This is a genomic window from Salmonella sp. SJTUF15581, assembly GCF_043356775.1.
Taxonomy (GTDB): Bacteria; Pseudomonadota; Gammaproteobacteria; order Enterobacterales; family Enterobacteriaceae; genus Salmonella; species Salmonella enterica.
Genome location: NZ_JBEUJY010000010.1, coordinates 94,377 through 118,273, shown reverse-complemented (window position 1 = coordinate 118,273; position 23,897 = coordinate 94,377). Strand labels below are relative to the sequence as shown.

Genomic DNA, 23,897 nt, shown 5'->3' with positions numbered 1-23,897 from the left:
CCTTGATTTAGTGAGTAGAGATAGTTTGTTTGTAATGTGAACCCTGAATACGATGAAGAACGGAGTCGTTTTCCGGCATATCAGAGGCATTAGGCGTTTCAACCGCAAGTGAGGCAAATGCGCTGGCGTAGCACAATGCGGATGCCAGTGACTTTCCTTTTGCAAGGCCAGATGCGAGGGCGCCATTGAAAGCGTCACCCGCTCCCGCCGTATTTTTTACAACTGCCGGAAATGCCGGGGAATAGATGAATTGTGTGCCATCATAAGCAAGCGAACCTTTGCTACCTAATGTAATAATGGTATTTTTGACGCCTTTCTGGTGAATAATTTTGGCCGCGCATTTGGCTGATTCGATATCATTAACCGCCATATTGGCCAGCAGGCCTGCTTCCGTTTCATTTGGCGTAATATAGTCAATGTTATCAATGATGGTGTTAACCATGTCATTGTATGGCGCTGGATTGATAATGACCGGTATGTCATTTTTTTGTGCGAGACGAATTGTGTGCTGCAGCGCTTCGTAATTCGTCTCCAGTTGGACAAGAACAATATCTGAATGAACAATGGCTTCTTTTTGAATGGTGATTTCATCAGGGGAAATTGTCATGTTGGCGCCAGGGTAGATAGCGATGACGTTATCTCCGGTATCTCCATTCACCATGATGGTTGCTGTACCTGTTTGTGTTTCTTTGGTCTGGTAGATAACACTTTTATGGATTTTTGATGAGTTTATAAAATTAATGGCGTAATCGCTAAAATGGTCTGAGCCGACTTTAGTAATAAAATGCACATCAGAGTCGGCATAGCTTGCTGCTAATGCCTGATTACATCCCTTACCGCCGGGTGAAAAAATAAATTTATCGGCCAGCAATGATTCTCCCGTTAAGGGTAATCTCGGTAGATAACTGATGATATCAACATTGAACGAGCCAATAACACATACATTATTTTTCATGGCAGAGAGACCTTTTTTTATTTTCTGCGCTGATTCATATTTTTCCAGCACATAAGCAATTTCATTTTTTGCGACGTTATCAAGAGAATCAAGGGTAATAAATGCACCACCATGACAGCGAGTAAGATATCCCTGTCCGGCAAGTTCATTGAGATCTGAACGAATAGTTTCCTTTGTTACCTTGAGACTTTTCGCCAGATTTGAAACTTTTACAACTCCCGAAATACTGAGTTCCTTCAATATTCTATGATGGCGTTCAAATTTCATTTTTTACCTCACCGTGGTTAAATTAGTCCCGGGAGGAGTATATTGTTGTGATTGTCACCATAAAGTGATGGCAGAAACCAAAAAAAAACAAAAATGTAATATTAATATTGCTAAAATTACGGAAAAAACGGTGATAAAGCTTAAAGTGGTAATAACCATGAATTTCAGGTGGTTATTGTTTTGATATAGGGGAAGTAGGTTGCAATAACTGGAATGTTGTGAAGGTTTGTGACGTTTCGCCCCACAGGGTGGGGCGGGGAAGCGCTATTTCACGCGCGCCATAAAGTACGCATCAACGTACTCACCGTTGCGCAGGCCGTATTTCTTACCGGTGCCTTCGATTTCAAAGCCGTACTTCTTATACACCGCCACGGCGGGCTCGTTATCAACAAACACCGTTAACTCAATACGCTCGACGCGCAGCCAGTTGTCACACATGTCGATCATTGTGCGGATCAGCGCGCTGGCAATGCCGCGATTGTGCCACCGGGCATCCACGCAGATACCAAAATCGGCCACGTGGCTGCGGCGGGGACGTTGGGTGACCTGAATAGAAAGATGGCCAACGACAATATCGTCAATGCAGGCAACCAGTTGTTTAACCCCGGCTTGCTCGGTTAGCCGCGCCTGCCACATTTCGAGGGAAGGATGAGGAACCTGTAGCGTGTTGTGGTACACCTCCGGCTGGGCGTGGATCTGACGAATGGCGTCGTAATCTTTCGGTTCAGCGTGGCGTATCACTATTTCACTCATTCCTTATCTCCTGCAGGGGTAATTGTGTATTTACACTCGCTGAGAAAGAAAATTCCGTCAACCGCATTTTTTTGCAAAAAGAAGTAGACAAGTGCGAATGAGAATGATTATTATTGCCTTGCATTCAGGGGAACCCCTACGGAGAACCTGAAAGCACGACATTGCTCACATTGCTTCCAGTATTACTTTAGCCAGCTTTTGCTGGCTTTTTTTTGGGTTTTGTTTCAGCCTGGCTTACTTGTCATTTTGTCCCCGGGAAGTGCTCGTGCTCCTCACGTACATTTAGTACGCTCCGGGCCCTGCGCGCTTGCCGTGAACAAACTGACCGCGACGCCGACGGCCGATCTTGAGGCATCTGCTTTTGTAGGCCCGAAAAGGCAACGCCGCATCCGGCAAAGAATCCAACATTCAGTCTCCTCACGCTTTGCGCTATGGTGTAGACAATCATCTTCAAAAGGATCGTCTCATGACCTTACACTGCGCATTTATTGGATTCGGCAAAAGCACCACCCGTTACCATCTCCCCTACGTTCTGAATCGGAAAGACACCTGGCATGTCGCGCATATTTTCCGTCGTCACGCTAAACCGGAAGAGCAGGCGCCGCAGTATTCACATATTCACTTCACCAGCGATCTGGATGAGGTGTTGGGCGATCCGCAGGTAAAACTGGTGATCGTCTGTACGCATGCTGACAGCCATTTCGAATACGCCAAACGCGCGCTGGAAGCGGGTAAAAGCGTGCTGGTTGAGAAACCTTTCACGCCGACGCTGGCGGAAGCAAAGGTGTTGTTCGAACTGGCGCGAAGCAAAGGATTGACCGTCACGCCGTATCAGAATCGGCGTTTTGATTCCTGTTTTCTCACGGTTAAAAAAGCGATTGAGAGCGGCAAACTGGGCAAGATTGTCGAAATTGAAAGCCATTTCGATTATTACCGCCCGGTAGCAGAAACCAAACCGGGCCTGCCGCAGGATGGCGCATTCTATGGACTTGGCGTCCACACTATGGATCAAATTATTTCGCTATTTGGCCGCCCGGATCATGTCGCGTATGACATTCGTAGCCTGCGTAATAAAGCGAATCCGGATGACACCTTTGAAGCGCAATTGTTCTACGGTGCCCTGAAAGCCATTGTGAAAACCAGCCATCTGGTGAAAATCGACTATCCGAAGTTTATTGTTCACGGCACCAAAGGTTCGTTTGTGAAATACGGTATCGATCAACAAGAAACCAGCCTGAAAGCGAACATTATGCCCGGTGAACCCGGTTTCGCCGCTGACGAATCCGTCGGTGTGCTGGAATATGTTAACGATGACGGCGTGACCGTGAAGGAAGAGGTGAAACCGGAAACGGGTGACTATGGTCGCGTCTATGATGCGCTGTACCAGACGTTGACCATCGGTACGCCTAATTACGTCAAGGAATCTGAAGTTCTTACCAATCTGGAAATCCTCGAACGTGCCTTCGAACAGGCAACGCCTGCGACGATAACCCTCGCTAAATAGCCATTACAGACTCCTCTGCGCTTATTCATATTTTTTGAACAGAGGAGTCAATTTTCACCCTCTATGATCCCGGACGGAATGAGTCCACACTTATTCCATCGAAAACATCTGGGGGTGAACACAATGATCTACTTACGCAAAGCAAACGACCGCGGTCATGCGAATCATGGCTGGCTTGACTCCTGGCATACCTTTTCTTTTGCCGATTATTACGATCCGAACTTTATGGGGTTCTCGGCGCTGCGTGTGATTAACGACGATGTGATCGACGCAGGCCAGGGGTTCGGCACGCATCCGCATAAAGACATGGAAATTTTGACCTATGTGCTGGAAGGCGCCGTAGAACACCAGGACAGTATGGGCAATAAAGAACAGGTTCCGGCAGGTGAATTCCAGATTATGAGCGCCGGGACCGGCGTTCGCCACTCCGAGTACAACCCGAGCAAAACGGATCGTCTGCGGCTGTACCAGATCTGGATCATTCCGCAAGAAACCGGCATCACGCCGCGCTACGAACAGCGCCGCTTCGACGCCGCGCAGGGCAAGCAACTGGTGCTTTCGCCAGATGCTCGCGATGGTTCGCTGAAGGTCCACCAGGATATGGAGCTGTACCGCTGGGCGCTGCTCAAAGATGAGCAGTCGGTGCATCAGATTGCCGCTGAGCGCCGCGTCTGGATCCAGGTGGTAAAAGGTAACGTGACCATTAACGGTACCAAAGCGACGACCAGCGACGGCCTGGCGATTTGGGATGAGCAGGCAATCTCGATTCATGCCGACAGCGACAGTGAAGTGTTGTTGTTTGACTTGCCGCCAGTCTAACGTGCTGTAACCTTTTGTAGGCCGGATAAGACGCGAAAGCGTTGCCATCCGGCTTTTCATCGTTTGTCATTAATTCCGCACGTCCGTGGTAAACTGGGCAAATCTATCCCTTTTATACCTTTCAGGACGATGAAAAAGAAAAGACCCGTACTTCAGGATGTGGCCGACCGTGTGGGCGTGACCAAAATGACGGTCAGCCGTTTTTTGCGTAATCCGGAGCAGGTCTCCGTCGCGCTGCGGGGTAAAATTGCGGCTGCGCTTGATGAGCTCGGGTACATTCCTAATCGCGCGCCTGACATTCTTTCCAACGCCACCAGCCGCGCCATTGGCGTTCTGCTGCCGTCTTTAACCAACCAGGTCTTTGCGGAAGTGTTACGCGGCATTGAGGCTGTCACCGACGCGCATGGGTATCAGACCATGCTGGCGCACTACGGCTATAAACCGGAGATGGAGCAGGAGCGCCTGGAATCGATGCTCTCCTGGAATATCGACGGCCTGATCCTCACTGAGCGTACCCATACGCCGCGCACCTTAAAAATGATCGAAGTCGCCGGGATTCCGGTGGTGGAACTGATGGACAGCCAGTCGCCGTGTCTCGATATTGCCGTCGGTTTTGACAACTTCGAGGCCGCCCGTCAGATGACCGCCGCGATTATCGCGCGTGGTCATCGTCATATCGCCTATCTGGGGGCGCGCCTCGACGAACGTACTATCATCAAGCAGAAGGGCTATGAACAGGCGATGCGGGACGCAGGCCTGGTTCCTTACAGTGTGATGATGGAGCAATCTTCATCCTACTCTTCCGGTATCGAACTCATGCGCCAGGCGCGACGCGAATACCCACAGCTTGACGGTATTTTTTGCACCAACGATGACCTGGCGGTGGGGGCGGCCTTCGAATGCCAGCGCCTGGGGCTAAAAATCCCGGACGATATGGCGATCGCCGGGTTCCACGGTCATGATATCGGTCAGGTGATGGAACCGCGTCTGGCAAGCGTCCTGACGCCGCGCGAGCGAATGGGCAGCATTGGCGCGGAACGTCTGTTGGCCCGCATTCGCGGCGAAACGGTCACGCCAAAAATGTTAGACTTAGGTTTCACCTTGTCACCGGGCGGATCTATTTAGTCTGACAACTTTGAAGTAGCTCACACTTATTCACTTTTGGCACGAATGGTCATTGCGTCGTGAATGGTGCGGTTGGACAATGTTACCGATAACAGTTACCCGTAACAAATTTTGCAACTTGTAGAGTGGGGGCCCGCTTTGAGCACGACTAATCATGATCACCACGTTTACGTTCTGATGGGCGTATCAGGCAGCGGTAAATCCGCTGTCGCAAGCGCCGTGGCGCATCAGCTTCATGCCGCGTTTCTGGACGGCGATTTTCTGCATCCGCGCTGCAATATTGAAAAAATGGCTTCCGGCGAGCCGTTGAATGATGATGACCGCAAACCGTGGTTGCAGGCGCTGAACGACGCCGCTTTCGCGATGCAGCGTACCAATAAAATCTCGCTGATCGTCTGTTCCGCACTGAAAAAACACTATCGCGACCTGCTGCGCGAGGGAAACCCGAACCTCTCCTTTATCTATCTGAAAGGTGATTTCAACGTCATTGAAAGCCGTCTGAAAGCGCGCAAAGGTCATTTCTTCAAAACCCAGATGCTGGTGACGCAGTTTGAAACGCTGCAAGAGCCGGGTGCCGACGAACGCGATGTTCTGGTGGTGGATATCGACCAGCCGCTGGAAGGCGTCGTGGCGAGCACCATTGAGGTCATCAATAAAGGCAGTACGCTGTGAGTACATTAACACTGGTTTTAACCGCCGTCGGTTCCGTCTTACTGCTGCTGTTTCTCGTGATGAAGGCGCGTATGCACGCCTTCGTCGCGTTAATGGTCGTCTCAATGGGCGCGGGGCTTTTTTCAGGGATGCCGCTTGATAAAATCGCCGCGACCATGGAAAAAGGGATGGGCGGCACGCTGGGCTTCCTGGCGATTGTGGTCGCGCTGGGGGCGATGTTTGGCAAGATTCTGCATGAAACCGGCGCGGTCGATCAGATAGCCGTGAAAATGCTTAAGTCCTTTGGCCATAACCGCGCGCACTATGCGATTGGCCTGGCCGGGCTGATTTGCGCGCTTCCGCTGTTCTTTGAAGTGGCGATTGTGCTGCTGATAAGCGTGGCATTCTCTATGGCGCGTCATACCGGCACAAACCTGGTGAAGCTGGTCATTCCTCTGTTTGCGGGCGTGGCGGCAGCCGCGGCGTTTTTGTTGCCTGGGCCTGCGCCGATGCTGCTGGCTTCCCAGATGCATGCTGATTTCGGCTGGATGATCCTGATTGGGCTGTGCGCCGCCATTCCAGGCATGATTATCGCCGGGCCGCTGTGGGGGAATTTTATCAGCCGCTACGTTGAGCTGCGTATTCCTGACGACATTACCGAGCCGCATCTGGGCGAAGGCAAAATGCCTTCTTTCGGCTTCAGCCTGTCGCTGATCCTGCTGCCGTTGGTGCTGGTAGGGCTGAAAACGATCGCCGCGCGTTTTGTGCCGGAAGGTTCCACCGCTTACGAATGGTTTGAGTTTATCGGTCACCCCTTCACTGCGATTCTGGTCGCTTGTCTGGTAGCGATTTACGGCCTGGCGATGCGCCAGGGGATGCCGAAAGACAAAGTGATGGAAATCTGCGGCCACGCGCTACAACCGGCGGGCATTATTCTGCTGGTGATTGGCGCAGGCGGGGTGTTCAAACAGGTACTGGTTGACTCCGGCGTCGGCCCGGCGCTGGGCGAAGCGTTAACCGGTATGGGACTGCCGATTGCCATTACCTGCTTTGTGCTGGCGGCGGCGGTGCGCATCATTCAGGGTTCCGCGACCGTGGCGTGTTTAACCGCGGTCGGTCTGGTGATGCCGGTCATTGAGCAACTGAATTTCTCCGGCGCGCAGATGGCGGCGCTCTCTATCTGTATCGCCGGCGGTTCAATTGTGGTTTCTCATGTTAACGACGCTGGCTTCTGGCTGTTCGGTAAATTTACCGGCGCGACCGAAGCGCAGACGCTGAAGACCTGGACGATGATGGAAACTATCCTCGGCACGGTCGGCGCGATTGTCGGGATGATTGCTTTCCAACTGCTGAGCTGAGTCTTGTTGCCCGGTGGCGCTGTGCTTACCGGGCCTGGAAACGGGCACATATCGATACCGTAAGCCGGGTAAGGCGTAATCGCTACCCGGTTTTTTTATTGAGGTGTGCATGGCAATCGCCCAACGACATTTTGCCTCGCCATGTTTCAGTACGCGCATAAAAGCAGGCAAATTTCTACGCTGATCCATAATTAGGATCAATAAAACAGCGACGGAAATGATTCCCTTCCTAACGCAAATTCCCTGATAATCGCCACTGGACTTTCTGCTTGCGCGGTAAGGCAGGATAAGTCGCATTACTGATGGCTTCGCTATCATTGATTAATTTCACTTGCGACTTTGGCTGCTTTTTGTATGGTGAAGGATGCGCCACAGGATACTGGCGCGCATACACAGCACATCTCTTTGCAGGAAAAAAACGCTATGAAAAATGTTGGTTTTATCGGCTGGCGCGGAATGGTCGGCTCTGTTCTCATGCAACGCATGGTAGAGGAGCGCGATTTCGACGCTATTCGCCCTGTTTTCTTTTCTACCTCCCAGTTTGGACAGGCGGCGCCCACCTTCGGCGACACCTCCACCGGCACGCTACAGGACGCTTTTGATCTGGATGCGCTAAAAGCGCTCGATATCATCGTGACCTGCCAGGGCGGCGATTATACCAACGAAATTTATCCAAAGCTGCGCGAAAGCGGATGGCAGGGTTACTGGATTGACGCGGCTTCTACGCTGCGCATGAAAGATGATGCCATTATTATTCTCGACCCGGTCAACCAGGACGTGATTACCGACGGCCTGAACAATGGCGTGAAGACCTTTGTGGGCGGTAACTGTACCGTTAGCCTGATGTTGATGTCGCTGGGCGGTCTCTTTGCCCATAATCTCGTTGACTGGGTATCCGTCGCGACCTATCAGGCCGCCTCCGGCGGCGGCGCGCGCCATATGCGCGAGCTGTTAACCCAAATGGGTCAGTTGTATGGCCATGTCGCCGATGAACTGGCGACGCCGTCTTCCGCAATTCTTGATATTGAACGCAAAGTTACGGCATTGACCCGCAGCGGCGAGCTGCCGGTTGATAACTTTGGCGTACCGCTGGCGGGAAGCCTGATCCCCTGGATCGACAAACAGCTCGATAACGGCCAGAGCCGCGAAGAGTGGAAAGGCCAGGCGGAAACCAACAAGATTCTCAATACCGCCTCTGTGATTCCGGTTGATGGTTTGTGTGTGCGCGTCGGCGCGCTGCGCTGTCACAGCCAGGCGTTCACCATCAAGCTGAAAAAAGAGGTATCCATTCCGACGGTGGAAGAACTGCTGGCGGCACATAATCCGTGGGCGAAAGTGGTGCCGAACGATCGTGATATCACTATGCGCGAATTAACCCCGGCGGCGGTGACCGGCACGTTGACTACGCCGGTTGGTCGTCTGCGTAAGCTGAACATGGGGCCAGAGTTCTTGTCGGCGTTTACCGTAGGCGACCAGTTGTTATGGGGCGCCGCCGAGCCGCTGCGTCGAATGCTGCGCCAGTTGGCGTAGTAGCTATTGCAGCGCTTATCGGGCCTGCGTGTGGTTCTGTAGGCCGGATAAGGCGCGTCAGCGCCGCCATCCGGCGGGGGAATTTGTGTTAAACCAGGGGTGCATCGTCACCCTTTTTTTTGCGTAATACAGGAGTAAACGCAGATGTTTCATTTTTATCAGGAGTTAAGCAGAGCATTGGCTATTCTTTAAGGGTAGCTTAATCCCACGGGTATTAAGCCTAACCTGAAGGTAGGACGACGCAGATAGGATGCACAGTGTGCTGCGCCGTTCAGGTCAAAGAAGTGTCACTACCTGATGTTGAATTCAGTGAGATGGAGTGACGCCACAAAACAGGATGACAAACCATGTCCAGTCGTATCGATAGAGACGTGATTAATGCGCTAATTGCAGGACATTTTGCGGACCCTTTTTCCGTACTCGGAATGCACCAGACCCAAGCCGGACTAGAAGTCCGCGCCCTATTACCTGACGCCACCGACGTATGGGTGATTGAACCCAAAACCGGACGTAAAGTCGGCAAACTGGAATGTCTCGACGCTCGCGGTTTTTTCTGCGGCGTTTTACCCCGACGTAAAAATTTCTTTCGCTATCAGCTCGCCGTGACCTGGCACGGACAGCAGAACCTCATCGACGATCCTTACCGTTTTGGTCCATTAATACAGGAAATGGATGCCTGGTTATTATCGGAAGGCACCCACCTGCGTCCTTATGAAACGCTGGGCGCGCACGCCGATACGATGGATGGCGTCACCGGCACCCGTTTCTCCGTCTGGGCGCCTAATGCTCGTCGCGTTTCGGTTGTCGGGCAATTCAACTATTGGGATGGGCGTCGCCACCCGATGCGTCTGCGCAAAGAGAGCGGTATTTGGGAGCTGTTTATCCCCGGCGCGCATAATGGACAACTGTATAAATTCGAGCTGCTTGATGCGAACGGTAATCTGCGCATTAAAGCCGATCCCTATGCTTTTGAGGCGCAGATGCGTCCGGAAACGGCGTCGATGATTTGCGGACTGCCGGAGAAAGTGACGCCAAGCGAAGAACGACAAAAAGCCAATCAGTTTGATGCGCCGATCTCGATTTATGAGGTGCATTTAGGTTCATGGCGCCGCCATACGGATAACAATTTCTGGCTGAGCTATCGTGAGCTGGCGGATCAGCTTGTGCCTTACGCCAAATGGATGGGCTTTACGCACCTTGAACTCTTGCCGGTCAACGAACATCCGTTTGACGGCAGTTGGGGCTACCAGCCGACCGGCCTCTACGCGCCGACCCGCCGCTTTGGTACGCGGGACGACTTCCGCTATTTCATCAATGCGGCCCATGCAGCGGGCCTTAACGTCATTCTCGACTGGGTGCCGGGCCATTTCCCGTCCGATGAATTTAGCCTCGCGGAGTTTGACGGCACCCACCTCTATGAGCACAGCGACCCGCGCGAGGGCTATCACCAGGACTGGAATACGCTGATCTACAACTATGGTCGTCGTGAAGTCAGTAATTATCTGGTGGGCAACGCCCTGTACTGGATGGAGCGTTTTGGGATTGATGCGCTGCGTGTCGATGCGGTGGCCTCTATGATCTACCGCGACTACAGCCGCAAAGAGGGCGAGTGGATACCGAACGAGTTCGGCGGTCGTGAAAACCTGGAAGCCATTGAGTTTCTGCGCAATACCAACCGCATTATTGGCGAGCAGGTGCCCGGCGCGGTCAGCATGGCGGAAGAGTCGACAGACTTCTCTGGCGTGACGCGTCCACCGGAAACGGGCGGCCTGGGGTTCTGGTACAAGTGGAACCTGGGCTGGATGCACGACACGCTGGACTACATGAAGCTGGACCCGGTGTACCGCCAGTATCATCACGACAAGCTGACCTTTGGTATGTTGTACAACCATACCGAAAACTTTGTTCTGCCGCTGTCGCACGATGAGGTGGTTCATGGCAAGAAATCCATTCTCGATCGTATGCCGGGCGATGCGTGGCAAAAATTTGCCAACCTGCGCGCCTACTATGGCTGGATGTGGGCCTTCCCCGGCAAGAAACTGCTGTTTATGGGGAATGAGTTTGCCCAGGGACGCGAGTGGAACCATGACGCCAGCCTCGACTGGCACCTGCTGGAGGGGGGCGATAACTGGCACCACGGGGTTCAGCGTCTGGTACGCGATCTCAACCACACCTATCGCCACCATAAAGCGTTGCATGAGCTGGATTTTGATGCTTACGGCTTTGAGTGGCTGGTGGTCGATGACAATGAACGCTCGGTACTGATTTTTGTACGCCGTGATAAAGCCGGTAACGAGATCATCGTCGCCAGCAACTTTACGCCCGTGCCTCGCCACGACTACCGCTTTGGCATCAACCAGCCGGGACGCTGGCGTGAAATTCTCAATACTGATTCGATGCATTATCACGGTAGCAACACCGGCAACGGTGGCGTGGTGCACAGCGATGAGATCGAAAGCCATGGCCGTCAGCACTCTCTTAGCCTGACGTTACCGCCGTTGGCGACGATCTGGCTGATGCGGGAGGGGGAATGACGCAGCTTGCGATCGGCGAAGCAACGCCGCATGGCGCAACGTATGACGGTCATGGCGTGAATTTCACGCTCTTTTCCGCCCATGCGGAGCGCGTAGAGCTGTGCGTTTTTGATTCCCGAGGGAATGAGCGTCGCTATGACCTGCCAGGACGTCGCGGCGATGTCTGGCATGGTTATCTGGCAGGCGCCAGGCCAGGTTTGCGCTATGGCTATCGCGTACATGGCCCGTGGCAGCCAGCGCAGGGGCATCGGTTTAATCCGGCGAAGTTACTGCTTGACCCTTATGCGCGCCGGGTCGAGGGCGAACTAAAAGATCATCCGCTGTTGCACGGCGGACACGATGAACCGGACTACCGCGATAACGCGGCGGTGGCGCCGAAAAGCGTGGTAATCAGCGACCATTATGACTGGGAAGATGACGCCGCGCCGCGCACGCCGTGGGGAAAAACGGTCATCTATGAAGCTCATGTCAAAGGGCTTACCTACCTGCATCCGGAACTCCCCCAGGAGATACGCGGCACCTATAAAGCGCTCGGTCATCCGGTCATGGTGGCGTACTTCAAACAGCTTGGCATTACGGCGCTGGAACTGTTGCCGGTGGCGCAGTTTGCCAGCGAGCCGCGCCTGCAACGTATGGGGCTGACCAATTATTGGGGTTACAACCCGATGGCGATGTTCGCGCTGCATCCCGCCTGGGCCAGTTCGCCCGAGACGGCGCTGGACGAGTTTCGCGATGCGGTGAAAGCGCTGCATCGCGCGGGGATTGAGGTCATTCTGGACATCGTATTAAACCATAGCGCCGAGCTGGATCTGGACGGTCCAACCTTCTCCCTGCGCGGAATTGATAACCGTAGCTATTATTGGATAAGGGACGATGGCGATTATCACAACTGGACGGGGTGCGGCAACACGCTCAATTTAAGCCATCCCGGCGTGGTGGAATACGCGTGCGAGTGTTTGCGCTATTGGGTGGAAACCTGTCATGTCGATGGTTTTCGTTTTGATTTGGCGTCCGTCATGGGGCGCACGCCGACGTTTCGCCAGGATGCGCCGCTGTTCGCCGCGATTAAAGCGTGTCCTGTGTTATCAACGGTCAAGCTGATTGCTGAACCGTGGGATATTGGCGAGGGCGGCTATCAGGTCGGGAATTTTCCGCCACCGTTTGCCGAGTGGAACGACCATTTTCGCGATGCGGCCCGCCGATTCTGGTTGCTGCGTAACCTGACGACCGGGGAGTTTGCCTGTCGTTTCGCCGCTTCCAGCGATGTGTTTAAACGCAATGGCCGCGCGCCCGGCGCCTCTGTCAATCTGCTCACGGCGCATGACGGTTTTACGCTCCGGGACTGCGTCTGTTTCAATCAGAAACACAATGAGGCGAACGGTGAGGAAAATCGCGACGGCACCAACAGCAATTACAGCGACAATCATGGTAAAGAAGGATTAGGCGGTCCGCTTGATTTAATGGAGCGGCGGCGCGACAGCATTCATGCCCTGCTGGCGACGCTACTGCTCTCTCAGGGAACGCCGATGCTGCTGGCAGGCGATGAACACGGCCATAGCCAGCACGGCAACAATAACGCCTACTGTCAGGATAATGCCTTAACCTGGCTGGACTGGCAGCAGGCAAATCGTGGGTTAACCACGTTTACCGCCGCGCTGATTCGTTTGCGTCAGCAGATACCGGCTTTAACCGACAATAGCTGGTGGGAAGAAGGCGATGGCAACGTGCGTTGGCTGAATAAAAACGCGCAACCCTTGAGTGCGGATGAGTGGCAAAACGGGCCTAAGCTGATGCAAATTCTGTTGTCGGACCGTTTTCTGATTGCGATAAATGCCACGCTTGAGGTGACAGATATAGTTTTACCCGAAGGGGAATGGCGCGCCGTTCCCCCATTCGCTGGAGAGGATAATCCGGTGATAACGGCGGTCTGGCAGGGACCTGCGCATGGACTGTGTGTGTTCCAGAGAGGATAAAAAAGGAGTTAATCATGGTGAGTTTAGAGAAGAACGATCGTGTAATGTTGGCGCGCCAGCTGCCATTGAAATCTGTTGCCCTAATCCTGGCCGGCGGCCGCGGCACGCGTCTAAAAGATTTAACGAACAAACGCGCCAAACCAGCCGTCCACTTTGGTGGGAAGTTCCGCATCATCGATTTCGCCTTATCTAATTGTCTGAACTCCGGGATTCGCCGTATCGGCGTGATCACTCAGTATCAGTCCCATACGCTGGTGCAACATATTCAGCGCGGCTGGTCACTGTTTAGCGAAGAGATGAACGAATTTGTCGATCTGCTGCCAGCCCAACAGCGTATGAAGGGCGAAAACTGGTATCGCGGCACGGCAGACGCGGTGACTCAGAACCTGGATATTATTCGTCGCTATAAAGCGGAATATGTCGTCATCCTGGCAGGCGATCATATCTACAAGCAGGACTACTCGCGTATGTTGATCGATCACGTTGAAAAGGGCGCGCGTTGCACGGTGGCCTGTATGCCGGTGCCGATCAAAGAAGCGACGGCGTTCGGCGTGATGGCGGTCGATGAAAGCGACAAGATTATTGATTTTGTCGAAAAACCGGCGAATCCCCCCGCAATGCCTGGTGACGCCAGCAAAGCGCTGGCCAGTATGGGCATTTACGTTTTTGACGCCGATTACCTGTATGAATTGCTGGCGGCAGACGATAAAGATGACGCATCCAGCCACGATTTCGGTAAAGACATTATCCCCAAAATCACCCGCGAAGGTATGGCTTACGCGCATCCTTTCCCGCTCTCCTGCGTGCAGTCCGATCCACAAGCCGAACCGTACTGGCGCGATGTAGGTACGCTGGAAGCTTACTGGAAGGCGAACCTGGATTTAGCCTCGGTGACGCCGGAGCTGGATATGTATGACCAGAACTGGCCTATCCGTACGCATATGGAATCGCTACCGCCTGCGAAATTCGTGCAGGACCGCTCCGGTAGCCACGGCATGACGCTGAACTCGCTGGTCTCCGGCGGCTGCATTATCTCCGGTTCGGTGGTGGTGCAATCTGTGCTCTTCCCACGGGTGAGAATAAATTCTTTTTGTAATATTGATTCGGCAGTGTTGTTACCTGAGGTTTGGGTAGGGCGCTCCTGCCGTTTACGTCGCTGTGTTATTGACCGTGCCTGTATTATCCCGGAAGGCATGGTGATTGGTGAAAATGCGGAAGAGGACGCTCGTCGTTTCTACCGTTCAGAAGAAGGTATTGTACTGGTCACGCGTGAAATGCTGCGCAAACTGCAGGTCAAACAGGAGCGATAATGCAGGTTTTACATGTATGTTCAGAGATGTTCCCCCTGCTGAAGACTGGGGGGCTGGCGGATGTGATAGGCGCGTTGCCTGCGGCACAAATTGCGGATGGTGTTGATGTTCGCGTTCTGCTTCCAGGGTTTCCCGATATCCGTCGGGGGATACCCGATGCGCATGTGGTGAGCCGCCGCGATACTTTCGCAGGTAAGATATCGCTGCTGTTCGGGCATTATAACGGCGTGGGCATTTATCTGATCGACGCGCCGCATCTGTACGAGCGTCCAGGCAGTCCCTATCACGATACGAATTTATATGCCTATACCGATAACGTGCTGCGCTTTGCCCTGTTAGGGTGGGTCGGCTGTGAAATGGCCTGCGGACTTGATCCATTCTGGCGCCCCGACGTGGTGCACGCCCATGACTGGCACGCTGGGCTGGCGCCCGCCTATCTGGCGGCGCGCGGGCGGCCGGCGAAATCGGTCTTTACCGTACACAACCTGGCCTATCAAGGCATGTTTTATGCAAAGCATATGGATGACATCGAACTGCCGTGGTCATTCTTTAATATGCATGGGCTGGAGTTCAACGGACAACTCTCCTTTTTGAAGGCCGGTTTGTACTATGCCGACCATATTACGGCGGTGAGCCCGACCTATGCGCGTGAAATTACCGAACCGCAGTTTGCTTATGGTATGGAAGGCCTGCTGCGTCAGCGTCATCTGGAAGGGCGCTTGTCCGGCATACTGAACGGCGTGGATGAGAAGATCTGGAACCCGGAATCCGATCTGCTGCTGGCGTCGCGCTACACGCGCGATACCCTGGAAGAGAAGGCGGAAAACAAACGTCAGCTACAAATTGCGATGGGGTTGAAGGTTAACGACAAAGTGCCGCTGTTCGCCGTGGTAAGCCGTCTGACCAACCAGAAGGGTCTGGATCTGGTGCTGGAGGCGTTACCGGGGCTGCTGGAGCAGGGCGGGCAGTTGGCGCTACTCGGCGCGGGCGATCCGGTGCTTCAGGAGGGGTTCCTCGCAGCGGCGGCGGAACACCCAGGGCAGGTTGGCGTACAGATCGGCTATCACGAAGCTTTCTCGCATCGCATTATGGGCGGCGCGGACGTTATTCTGGTGCCCAGTCGTTTCGAACCGTGCGGCTTAACGCAGTTATATGGCTTAAAGTATGGCACGCTGCCTCTGGTGCGGCGTACCGGGGGGTTGGCCGATACGGTCTCCGACAGTTCGCTGGAAAATCTGGCGGACGGTATCGCCAGCGGTTTTGTCTTCGAAGACAGTAACGCCTGGTCGTTGCTACGCGCGATTCGGCGTGCTTTTGTGTTGTGGTCACGGCCTTCGCTTTGGCGGTTTGTACAACGGCAGGCGATGGCGATGGATTTTAGCTGGCAAGTTGCCGCGAAATCATACCGCGAGCTGTACTATCGCTTGAAATAGTCATCCAGGAATCATTTATATGAATGCTCCGTTTACTTATGCATCGCCCACACTCAGCGTTGAGGCGCTTAAGCATTCTATTGCCTATAAGCTGATGTTTACGATTGGTAAAGACCCGGTCATTGCCAATAAACATGAATGGCTAAACGCCACGTTGTTCGCGGTGCGCGATCGTCTGGTGGAGCGCTGGCTGCGTTCTAATCGAGCCCAATTATCGCAGGAAACCCGGCAGGTTTATTACCTGTCGATGGAGTTTTTGATTGGTCGTACCCTCTCTAACGCGCTGCTCTCGCTGGGCATTTATGATGACGTTAAAGGCGCGCTGGAGGCCATGGGCTTAGATCTCGAAGAGCTGATCGATGAAGAGAATGACCCAGGGCTTGGTAACGGCGGCTTAGGACGGCTGGCGGCTTGCTTCCTGGACTCGCTGGCGACGCTAGGATTACCGGGTCGCGGGTATGGCATTCGCTACGATTACGGCATGTTTAAGCAGAATATTGTCGACGGGCGGCAAAAAGAATCTCCGGATTACTGGCTGGAATATGGCAACCCGTGGGAGTTCAAGCGCCACAATACGCGCTATAAGGTGCTTTTTGGCGGGCGCATTCAGCAGGAAGGTAAAAAAGCGCGCTGGATTGAGACGGAAGAGATTCTGGCCGTCGCGTATGATCAGATCATCCCCGGTTACGACACCGACGCCACTAACACACTGCGGCTGTGGAATGCGCAGGCCAGTAGTGAAATCAACCTCGGTAAATTCAACCAGGGCGACTACTTCGCGGCGGTGGAAGATAAAAACCACTCTGAGAACGTGTCGCGGGTGCTCTACCCGGACGATTCCACCTATTCCGGACGAGAGCTACGCCTGCGCCAGGAGTATTTTCTGGTCTCGGCGACGGTGCAGGATATCCTGCACCGTCATTATCAACTGCATAAAACCTATGAGAATCTGGCGGATAAAATCGCCATTCACCTCAATGATACGCATCCGGTGCTGTCAATTCCGGAGCTGATGCGCCTGCTGATTGATGAACATAAATTTAGCTGGGACGACGCGTTTGAGGTGTGCTGTCAGGTCTTCTCTTATACCAACCATACGTTGATGAGCGAGGCGCTGGAGACCTGGCCCGTCGATATGCTGGGGAAAATTCTGCCCCGTCACCTGCAGATTATCTTCGAGATTAACGACTATTTCCTGAAAACGGTGCAGGAGCAATATCCCAACGATACCAGCCTGCTTGGACGCGCGTCGATTATTGATGAGTCGAACGGTCGCCGGGTACGGATGGCCTGGCTGGCGGTGGTGGTCAGCCATAAAGTCAACGGCGTTTCTGAACTCCATTCCAACCTGATGGTGCAGTCGCTGTTCGCGGATTTTGCGAAGATTTTTCCGACCCGTTTTTGTAACGTCACTAACGGCGTTACGCCGCGCCGCTGGCTGGCGCTGGCAAACCCGCCGCTTTCTGACGTGCTGGATGAGAATATTGGTCGTACCTGGCGTACCGATCTTAGTCAGCTCAGCGAGCTGAAGCAGCATTGTGATTATCCGCTGGTCAATCATGCGGTGCGTCAGGCGAAGCTGGAAAATAAAAAGCGGCTGGCGGTAGTGATAGCGCAACAACTGAATGTGGTGGTGAACCCTAAAGCGTTATTTGACGTGCAGATTAAGCGTATTCACGAATACAAGCGGCAGTTGATGAATGTACTGCATGTCATTACCCGCTATAACCGCATTAAAGAAAATCCGGAGGCCGACTGGGTGCCGCGGGTGAATATTTTTGCCGGTAAGGCGGCTTCCGCCTATTACATGGCAAAACACATTATTCATCTGATCAACGACGTGGCGAAAGTGATTAACAACGATCCGCAGATTGGCGACAAGCTGAAAGTGGTGTTTATCCCGAACTACAGCGTCAGCCTGGCGCAGGTGATCATTCCCGCTGCCGACCTGTCTGAGCAGATTTCGCTGGCAGGGACAGAAGCTTCCGGCACCAGTAATATGAAATTTGCCCTGAACGGCGCGCTCACCATTGGTACGCTGGATGGCGCGAACGTAGAGATGCAGGAGCATGTCGGCGAGGAGAATATCTTTATCTTCGGTAATACTGCAGAAGAGGTGGAAGCGTTGCGCAGGCAGGGTTATAAGCCTCGCGACTATTATGAAAAAGATGAAGAGCTACATCAGGTACTGACGCAGATTGGTAGCGGCGTCTTTAATCCGGAAGAGCCAGGCCGTTACCGCGATCTGGTTGATTCGCTGATTAACTTTGGCGATCACTATCAGGTGCTGGCGGACTACCGCAGCTACGTGGACTGCCAGGATAAGGTGGATGAGTTGTATCGTCGCCCGGAAGAATGGACGACGAAAGCGATGCTCAACATTGCCAATATGGGCTACTTCTCATCGGACAGAACCATCAAAGAGTATGCCGAAAATATCTGGCATATTGATCCGGTGCGGTTGTAGCGGTTTAACGCTTGAGAACGGGGCCAAACGGCCCCGTTTTTTATCGTGGTATATTCGGGGGGTATGCCGATATTCGTCTGCTGAATCTGTTAGCGGCACTTGGTCTCTGTCATGGAAAAAGGGTTGAGTACTGGTGTATAGTATTAGCAGAAAAATCCATAATTAATTGATAATAATATGAAAAAGATTACGACATCTATTCCGGCTCTCGATAAAATTATGCGCGTATTTGCTTACCTTCTGGAGTGCGATGGCGCAACGTTTACCCAGATCCATCAAAATTCAGGGATTGCGAAAAGCAGTACCTCATCTTTGCTCAACGGCATGGTGGAGCATGGGTTATTACGCCAGGAAAAAGACAAGTATTATCTGGGGCTACGCCTGTATGAATTAGGTAATAAAGCGGCGGAACAGTACGATATTAAAAAAATCGCGTTACCGATTCTTGAAGAGATTCGCGATAACACCGGCCTGACCTGCCATCTTGGCGTTCTGGAGGGCGATGCCCCTATTTACCTTCTGAAAGTCGAAAGCCCACAGGCTATTGTGATTCGAAGCTGGGAGGGCAAGCGTCTCTCATTACATAGCTCAGGGCTGGGAAAGGTGCTGATTGCATGGCTTAGCGGGGAAGAGCTGGAGGAGTTGCTGCCTCCAGATCAGATATTAACGCGTTTTACGGATACGACGATCACGGATGTGAATATCCTTAAGCAGGAGTTAGCAGGAATTCGCCGTCGCGGCTGGGGTTATGATAACGAAGAAGACTCCCTTGGCGTGCGCTGCATTGCGGTGCCGGTATTCAATACGCAGGGGAAAGTGATCGCCGCCCTGAGCGTATCCGGCGTTACGTTCCAGATCCCCGATGATAAACGCGAGTCGCTTGCTACGTTGATGATGGATGCCAGCCGTAGCCTGACGCGTCTGATGTGCTGAAATAAAAAGACATAGCGGGCAAGAAGCCCGCTTTCGTCATCGCTTAAAGTCCCGCACGCTGTAAGATCTGCTTCAAATTCGAAATATGTTCTTCATTTGCCGGCAAAACGGGGGGCATTACATGAGTTGAAATATCGACTCCGCTAAGCTGAATTGCCTTTTTGATTATCCCGAAGAAAGGTGAATCCAGGCTGTAAATAGTGGAAAGCGCGGACAGCCTGCGCTGTAATCCGAACATTGTCTCATACTCTTTTTCACACCACGCGCGGTAGATCCCGCAGGTTAGCTGCGGCGCAAAGTTCGCTGTCGCTGGGATCCCGCCGTTGCCGCCTAAGATAAGCGTATCCATCATATATTCATCATAGCCGGAGAAAATAACGAAGTCCGGACGCACTGGCCTGACATTATTGATGATTTCACGAATATGGCTGATATTATCAACGGTATCCTTAATGCCGATAATATTGGGGTGATCCTGCGCCAGCCGGGTAATTAAATCAACGCTAAGGTCCTGTCCCGTCAATGCTGGGAAGTTGTAGAGAATCACCGGGCTTTTTATGTTATTAGCCACGGTTTTGAAATGATGATAAATATACTCATCGGTCAATCTGGCATAGTAGGGATTGAGTACCAGCACGGCATCGACTTCGAGTCGGTCGGCATGCTGACCATACTCAATCACTTCCTGCGTGCTGGTGCTGCTAATACCTAATAGTACTGGAATACGGCGGTTAATATGACGGACGCAAAACTCTGCGGTTTCCAGACGCAGCGCATTGGTCATATGGCAAAATTCCCCCCCGCTGCCCAGCAGTAATACGCCATTGACCTTGCTTGCAATAAGATGATCCAGCAAGGTTGCCATGCCGACTTTATCTAACTCTCCCTGCGCATTAACAATGGTCGGAACTGGCGGAAATACGCCGTGAAATTTCGTAATCTGAGTCATGTATTGATCCTTAAAACAGGCGAGCCGTAGCCCGCCAGGGATATTATTTAAGCCAGGCTCCGGCCATTAATGATGTTGCATTAGCGGTGAACTGTTTAAAGACGCCGCGACGGTTTGAATAATCAGGTTTCTTCCAGCTTGCTCGACGCTCTTCAAGACAGCGGCGTATTTCCTCTTCTGTTTTAGGCATCCCGTCGATCCCTACAATATTGAGCTTGCGGCCTTTCACATCCATTTCGATTAAATCACCATCTTCCACCAGGGCAATCGGCCCGCCATCAGCGGCTTCTGGCGAGACGTGTCCGACACATGGCCCGCTGGTCGCTCCAGAGAAACGACCGTCGGTAATCAATGCGACTTTTCCGTCGAGGCGTTTGTCATACACGATGGCATCGGTGGTCATCAGCATTTCCGGTGCGCCAGAGCCTTTTGCGCCTTCGTAGCGAATGAAAATGACGTCTCCGGGTTCGATATGGTTATGGATGATGGCCTGCTGAGCGTCTTCTTCGGAGTTAAAGACCCGAGCCGGACCGGTATGGTGGTGCATATCCGGCGCACAGGCCGCGTATTTAATGACCGCTCCTTCAGGCGCGATGTTGCCTTTCAGTACCGCAATCGACCCTTTTTTGGTGGCATTTTCTGGTTTACGGATTACCGCCTCCGGACTGACTTTGTAATTGTTGAGGTAACCGTGGTTGCGGGTAAAGAAGCCGGATTGATGGAGCATTTCCAGGTTGTCGCCGAGCGTACGGCCAGTCACGGTAAGAACATCAAGATCCAGATAATCGCGCAGATACCATTGCACCATTGGCACGCCGCCAGCGAACCACATCATTTCGGTAACGTATTCACCGCTGGGCTGAATATTGGTCAGATAAGGGATTTCGTTATTGATCCGATCAAACAGTTCGGGCTTCAGCTCCCATCCAAGTTCATGAGCGATGGCCGGAAGGTGGATCATCGCATTGGTGCTGCCACCAATAGCAGCATGGACTTTGATAGCATTTTCAAACGCCGCAGGAGTCAGGATCTTATGGGTGGTGATATTTTTCTCCGCCAGATATAGCGCCTGGTGGCCTGCGGTTCTGGCAACGCGGCGAATTTCCGCCAGGGTCGATGGCAGCAAAGCGCTGCCTGGCAGGGCCAGCCCCAAGGCCTCCGACATGCACTGCATGGTACTGGCCGTTCCCATAAACTGGCAGGCTCCGGCGGTGGGGCAACCGCATTGCTGCATGGCTTCCACTTGCTGAATGCCGATTTCGCCTTTCTTCAACTTAGCAGTGATCCCACCGAGGTCAGAAGTACTCATATTCGGTGCCGGACGCATAGAACCGCCGGGAATATGCAGCAGCGGCAGGTTCAGGCGTGCGGCGGCAATCAGATGCGCCGGGATAGATTTATCGCAGCTTGAGATCAGAATACCGGCATCATAAGGCACCACTGAGGCATGAATTTCGACCATGTTGGCAATAGCTTCTCGAGATGCCAGGATGTAGTTCATCCCATCGTGGCCCTGACCCCAGCCGTCGCAGATATCCGTCACATGGTGACGGACCGCGCGACCGCCGCTTTCATGAACACCCAGCACGGCTTCATCGCCCAGTTGGTTAAGATGGAAACTGCCCGGATGACTTTCGCCATAGCAATCATCCACCAGGACCTGCAGTTTATTGACATCTTCTTTGCTGTAATTCATTCCAAGACGCAGGGCGTCGAGCTGCGACCACAGATCGCGAGCATGTTGACATTTTTGGCTCATTTGGCGATTCCTTCCTGTTTAAGTGACGCACCCGGCGTCGAGGTGTTAGGTGTGTTGCTGCTACCTGCAGGACGAGCGATAACAGAAGGCAAGCTGAAAAGCAGTCCAACGGCGATAAGCAGGGCGGCAACCAGTACGGTCATTCCTGCTGTTTGCGAGAACGTCACCGTTAACAGCCCGACGAGGTACGGACCGATAAACCCGCCGATGTTGCCCAGGGCGTTGATCGTGCCGCGCACGCCGCCCAGAACGTTGGGGGCGAAGAGTAATGGCGGCAGCGTCCAGAATGGACCGGCATAGGCTTGCAGGAAGAACCCGCAAATAACCATCATGCCGTAGGCGAGCCAGACGTTATCTTTCAGTAATAAGGAGAGGGCGAGGCAGACCGCGAAACCCAGCAGAGGAATAGCCGTGTAAAGGCGGCGATTCATCGTCTTATCACACCATTTGGCGATGTAATACTGACCGATAATGCACAGAACGTAAGGCGCCGCAGTGAGTACCCCAACGATGGTCATGCCGCTGCCGGTCAGGTGTTTAATCAGATTTGGCATCCATAGCGCGAAGCCATAGAAGCCGACCTGTACGAAGAAATAGATACCGACAAGCTTCCACAGGTTGATGCTTTTTAATACGCCGCGAATGCTGCTTTGCTCTCCGCCAATACTCAACGCGCGATCGGCCAGCAATTTTTGTTCGATCCAGGCGCGCTCTTTCGGATCCAGCCACTTTGCCTGATGCGGGTGATCGGAAACCAAAGGTAGCCAGACAAAGAGCAGTCCCAGAGAGAGCAAGCCTTCGATGATAAACATCTCCCGCCAGCCGTAGGTTTCAATAAGCCAGCCGGAAAGCGGCCCGGTAATAATAGAGGCGACGGCCAGGTTCATCTGGAAATAGGCGATAGCCCTGGCGCGCTCCTCATTTGGGAACCAGTGGCCAATCAGCGCCAGAATGGCGGGATACACAGCACCTTCCGCCACGCCGAGCACAAAGCGGATAATCAACAACTGCGTCGGTGTCTGAACAAAACCGGTCAGCAGGGCAAAGCCACCCCAGGCGACGATTGTCCAGGCAATTAACTTTTTGGCGCTTAGCCGCTCGGCTATCTGACCGCCGGGAATTTGCAGGAAGATATAACCAATAAAGAAGATCCCGGCGACCAGACCGGCAAAAGAAGCCGTCATGCCTAAATCTTCATCCATGCCGCCTGCGATCCCAATGGCGATATTGGTCCTGTCCATATAGGCCACGATATAAACGAGGATCGTGGCTGGAATAATATGCAGCCAGCGCCCTCGTGTGGTCGGTTTCTCTATTTCAATGCTCATCATTGCATCCCTTTAGTATCAAAAATGTGTTCTGTATATGGAACTACTGTTCTGTATATTGATACTATGCCGACGTATTCATACAGCGTCAATTCCATACTCTAAGGAAGGTTATATTTTGTGATTTGCTTCAAAAATGAACGGAGATAAAGTGAGAAAGAGCGGATAACCCACTGGAAACTGCTCATCGGTCTAATACATCGCCAAAATTGTGCGCTGCCTCACAGGATAAGATTATGCTCTCACCTG

General features: G+C 53.0%; 17 protein-coding genes and 1 pseudogene. 12 read left to right on the top strand and 6 right to left on the bottom strand.

All coding sequences use genetic code 11. The features are described from left to right. Positions 1–7 precede the first annotated feature (7 nt). A complete protein-coding gene (locus ABVN36_RS17270) occupies positions 8–1,222 on the bottom strand; it encodes a PfkB family carbohydrate kinase (RefSeq protein ID WP_023138595.1) in 1,215 nt (404 codons plus the stop codon). 264 nt (positions 1,223–1,486) lie between these two features. Then, entirely contained in the window at positions 1,487–1,975 is a 489-nt protein-coding gene (gene yhhY, locus ABVN36_RS17265) for an N-acetyltransferase (protein ID WP_001290279.1), read from the bottom strand. Positions 1,976–2,441: 466 nt separating this feature from the next. Here yhhY and ABVN36_RS17260 point away from each other — a divergent pair, with 466 nt between their 5' ends. The 5 genes from ABVN36_RS17260 to gntU all read left to right on the top strand — a co-directional run bounded on the left by ABVN36_RS17260 (position 2,442) and on the right by gntU (position 7,432). Then, positions 2,442–3,479, top strand: coding sequence for an oxidoreductase (locus tag ABVN36_RS17260; protein ID WP_020899337.1), 1,038 nt, complete (start codon positions 2,442–2,444; stop codon positions 3,477–3,479). Positions 3,480–3,602: 123 nt separating this feature from the next. Next, a complete protein-coding gene (locus ABVN36_RS17255; protein WP_000639789.1) occupies positions 3,603–4,298 on the top strand; it encodes a pirin family protein in 696 nt (231 codons plus the stop codon). Positions 4,299–4,427: 129 nt separating this feature from the next. Beyond that, entirely contained in the window at positions 4,428–5,423 is a 996-nt protein-coding gene (gntR, locus tag ABVN36_RS17250) for a gluconate operon transcriptional repressor GntR (protein ID WP_000730239.1), read from the top strand. A 138-nt stretch (positions 5,424–5,561) separates the two neighbouring features. Beyond that, positions 5,562–6,095 (top strand): gluconokinase, encoded by a 534-nt coding sequence (gene gntK / locus ABVN36_RS17245; protein ID WP_033903628.1) that lies wholly within the window; start codon positions 5,562–5,564, stop codon positions 6,093–6,095. Beyond that, the gene (gene gntU, locus ABVN36_RS17240) at positions 6,092–7,432 is read left to right on the top strand and encodes a gluconate transporter (protein WP_000105950.1); all 1,341 of its coding nucleotides are present in this window, start codon (positions 6,092–6,094) and stop codon (positions 7,430–7,432) included. Before gntK ends, gntU begins: the two co-directional genes overlap by 4 nt. Here the strand turns inward: gntU and ABVN36_RS17235 are convergent. After that, a pseudogene (locus ABVN36_RS17235) lies at positions 7,355–7,729 on the bottom strand (MarC family protein); the annotation flags it as partial. The gene gntU and the pseudogene ABVN36_RS17235 sit on opposite strands and share 78 nt — an antisense overlap. A 126-nt stretch (positions 7,730–7,855) precedes the next feature. Between ABVN36_RS17235 and asd the strand changes: the two are divergent. The 7 genes from asd (at position 7,856) to ABVN36_RS17200 (ending at position 19,612) form a co-directional block, all read left to right on the top strand. Continuing rightward, on the top strand, positions 7,856–8,962 hold the full coding sequence (gene asd, locus ABVN36_RS17230; RefSeq protein ID WP_000799940.1) for an aspartate-semialdehyde dehydrogenase: 1,107 nt from the start codon (positions 7,856–7,858) through the stop codon (positions 8,960–8,962). 347 nt (positions 8,963–9,309) lie between these two features. After that, a complete protein-coding gene (gene glgB, locus ABVN36_RS17225; protein WP_000098553.1) occupies positions 9,310–11,496 on the top strand; it encodes a 1,4-alpha-glucan branching enzyme in 2,187 nt (728 codons plus the stop codon). Then, the gene (gene glgX / locus ABVN36_RS17220; RefSeq protein WP_023138597.1) at positions 11,493–13,469 is read left to right on the top strand and encodes a glycogen debranching protein GlgX; all 1,977 of its coding nucleotides are present in this window, start codon (positions 11,493–11,495) and stop codon (positions 13,467–13,469) included. Before glgB ends, glgX begins: the two co-directional genes overlap by 4 nt. Before the next feature lie 14 nt (positions 13,470–13,483). Beyond that, positions 13,484–14,779: a glucose-1-phosphate adenylyltransferase gene (gene glgC, locus ABVN36_RS17215; protein WP_000253994.1), complete on the top strand. Its 1,296-nt coding sequence runs from the start codon at positions 13,484–13,486 to the stop codon at positions 14,777–14,779. Continuing rightward, positions 14,779–16,212 (top strand): glycogen synthase GlgA, encoded by a 1,434-nt coding sequence (gene glgA / locus ABVN36_RS17210; protein WP_001197669.1) that lies wholly within the window; start codon positions 14,779–14,781, stop codon positions 16,210–16,212. Before glgC ends, glgA begins: the two co-directional genes overlap by 1 nt. A 19-nt stretch (positions 16,213–16,231) precedes the next feature. Then, positions 16,232–18,679 carry a glycogen phosphorylase gene (gene glgP, locus ABVN36_RS17205; protein ID WP_020899335.1) on the top strand — a complete coding sequence of 816 codons (2,448 nt, stop codon included), beginning with the start codon at positions 16,232–16,234 and terminating at the stop codon, positions 18,677–18,679. A 177-nt stretch (positions 18,680–18,856) separates the two neighbouring features. Then, entirely contained in the window at positions 18,857–19,612 is a 756-nt protein-coding gene (locus tag ABVN36_RS17200; protein ID WP_000724553.1) for an IclR family transcriptional regulator, read from the top strand. Between the two features lie 43 nt (positions 19,613–19,655). Here the strand turns inward: ABVN36_RS17200 and ABVN36_RS17195 are convergent, their stop codons facing one another. The 3 genes from ABVN36_RS17195 to ABVN36_RS17185 are packed head-to-tail and all read right to left on the bottom strand — an operon-like array spanning position 19,656 to position 23,651. Continuing rightward, positions 19,656–20,561, bottom strand: a complete 906-nt coding sequence (locus tag ABVN36_RS17195; RefSeq protein WP_000192193.1) for a dihydrodipicolinate synthase family protein — start codon at positions 20,559–20,561, stop codon at positions 19,656–19,658. Between the two features lie 43 nt (positions 20,562–20,604). Then, positions 20,605–22,320 carry a dihydroxy-acid dehydratase gene (gene ilvD, locus ABVN36_RS17190; RefSeq protein WP_000078493.1) on the bottom strand — a complete coding sequence of 572 codons (1,716 nt, stop codon included), beginning with the start codon at positions 22,318–22,320 and terminating at the stop codon, positions 20,605–20,607. Continuing rightward, the gene (locus ABVN36_RS17185) at positions 22,317–23,651 is read right to left on the bottom strand and encodes an MFS transporter (protein WP_023138598.1); all 1,335 of its coding nucleotides are present in this window, start codon (positions 23,649–23,651) and stop codon (positions 22,317–22,319) included. The genes ilvD and ABVN36_RS17185 overlap by 4 nt, the downstream gene beginning before the upstream one ends. Between the last annotated feature and the right edge of the window lie 246 nt (positions 23,652–23,897).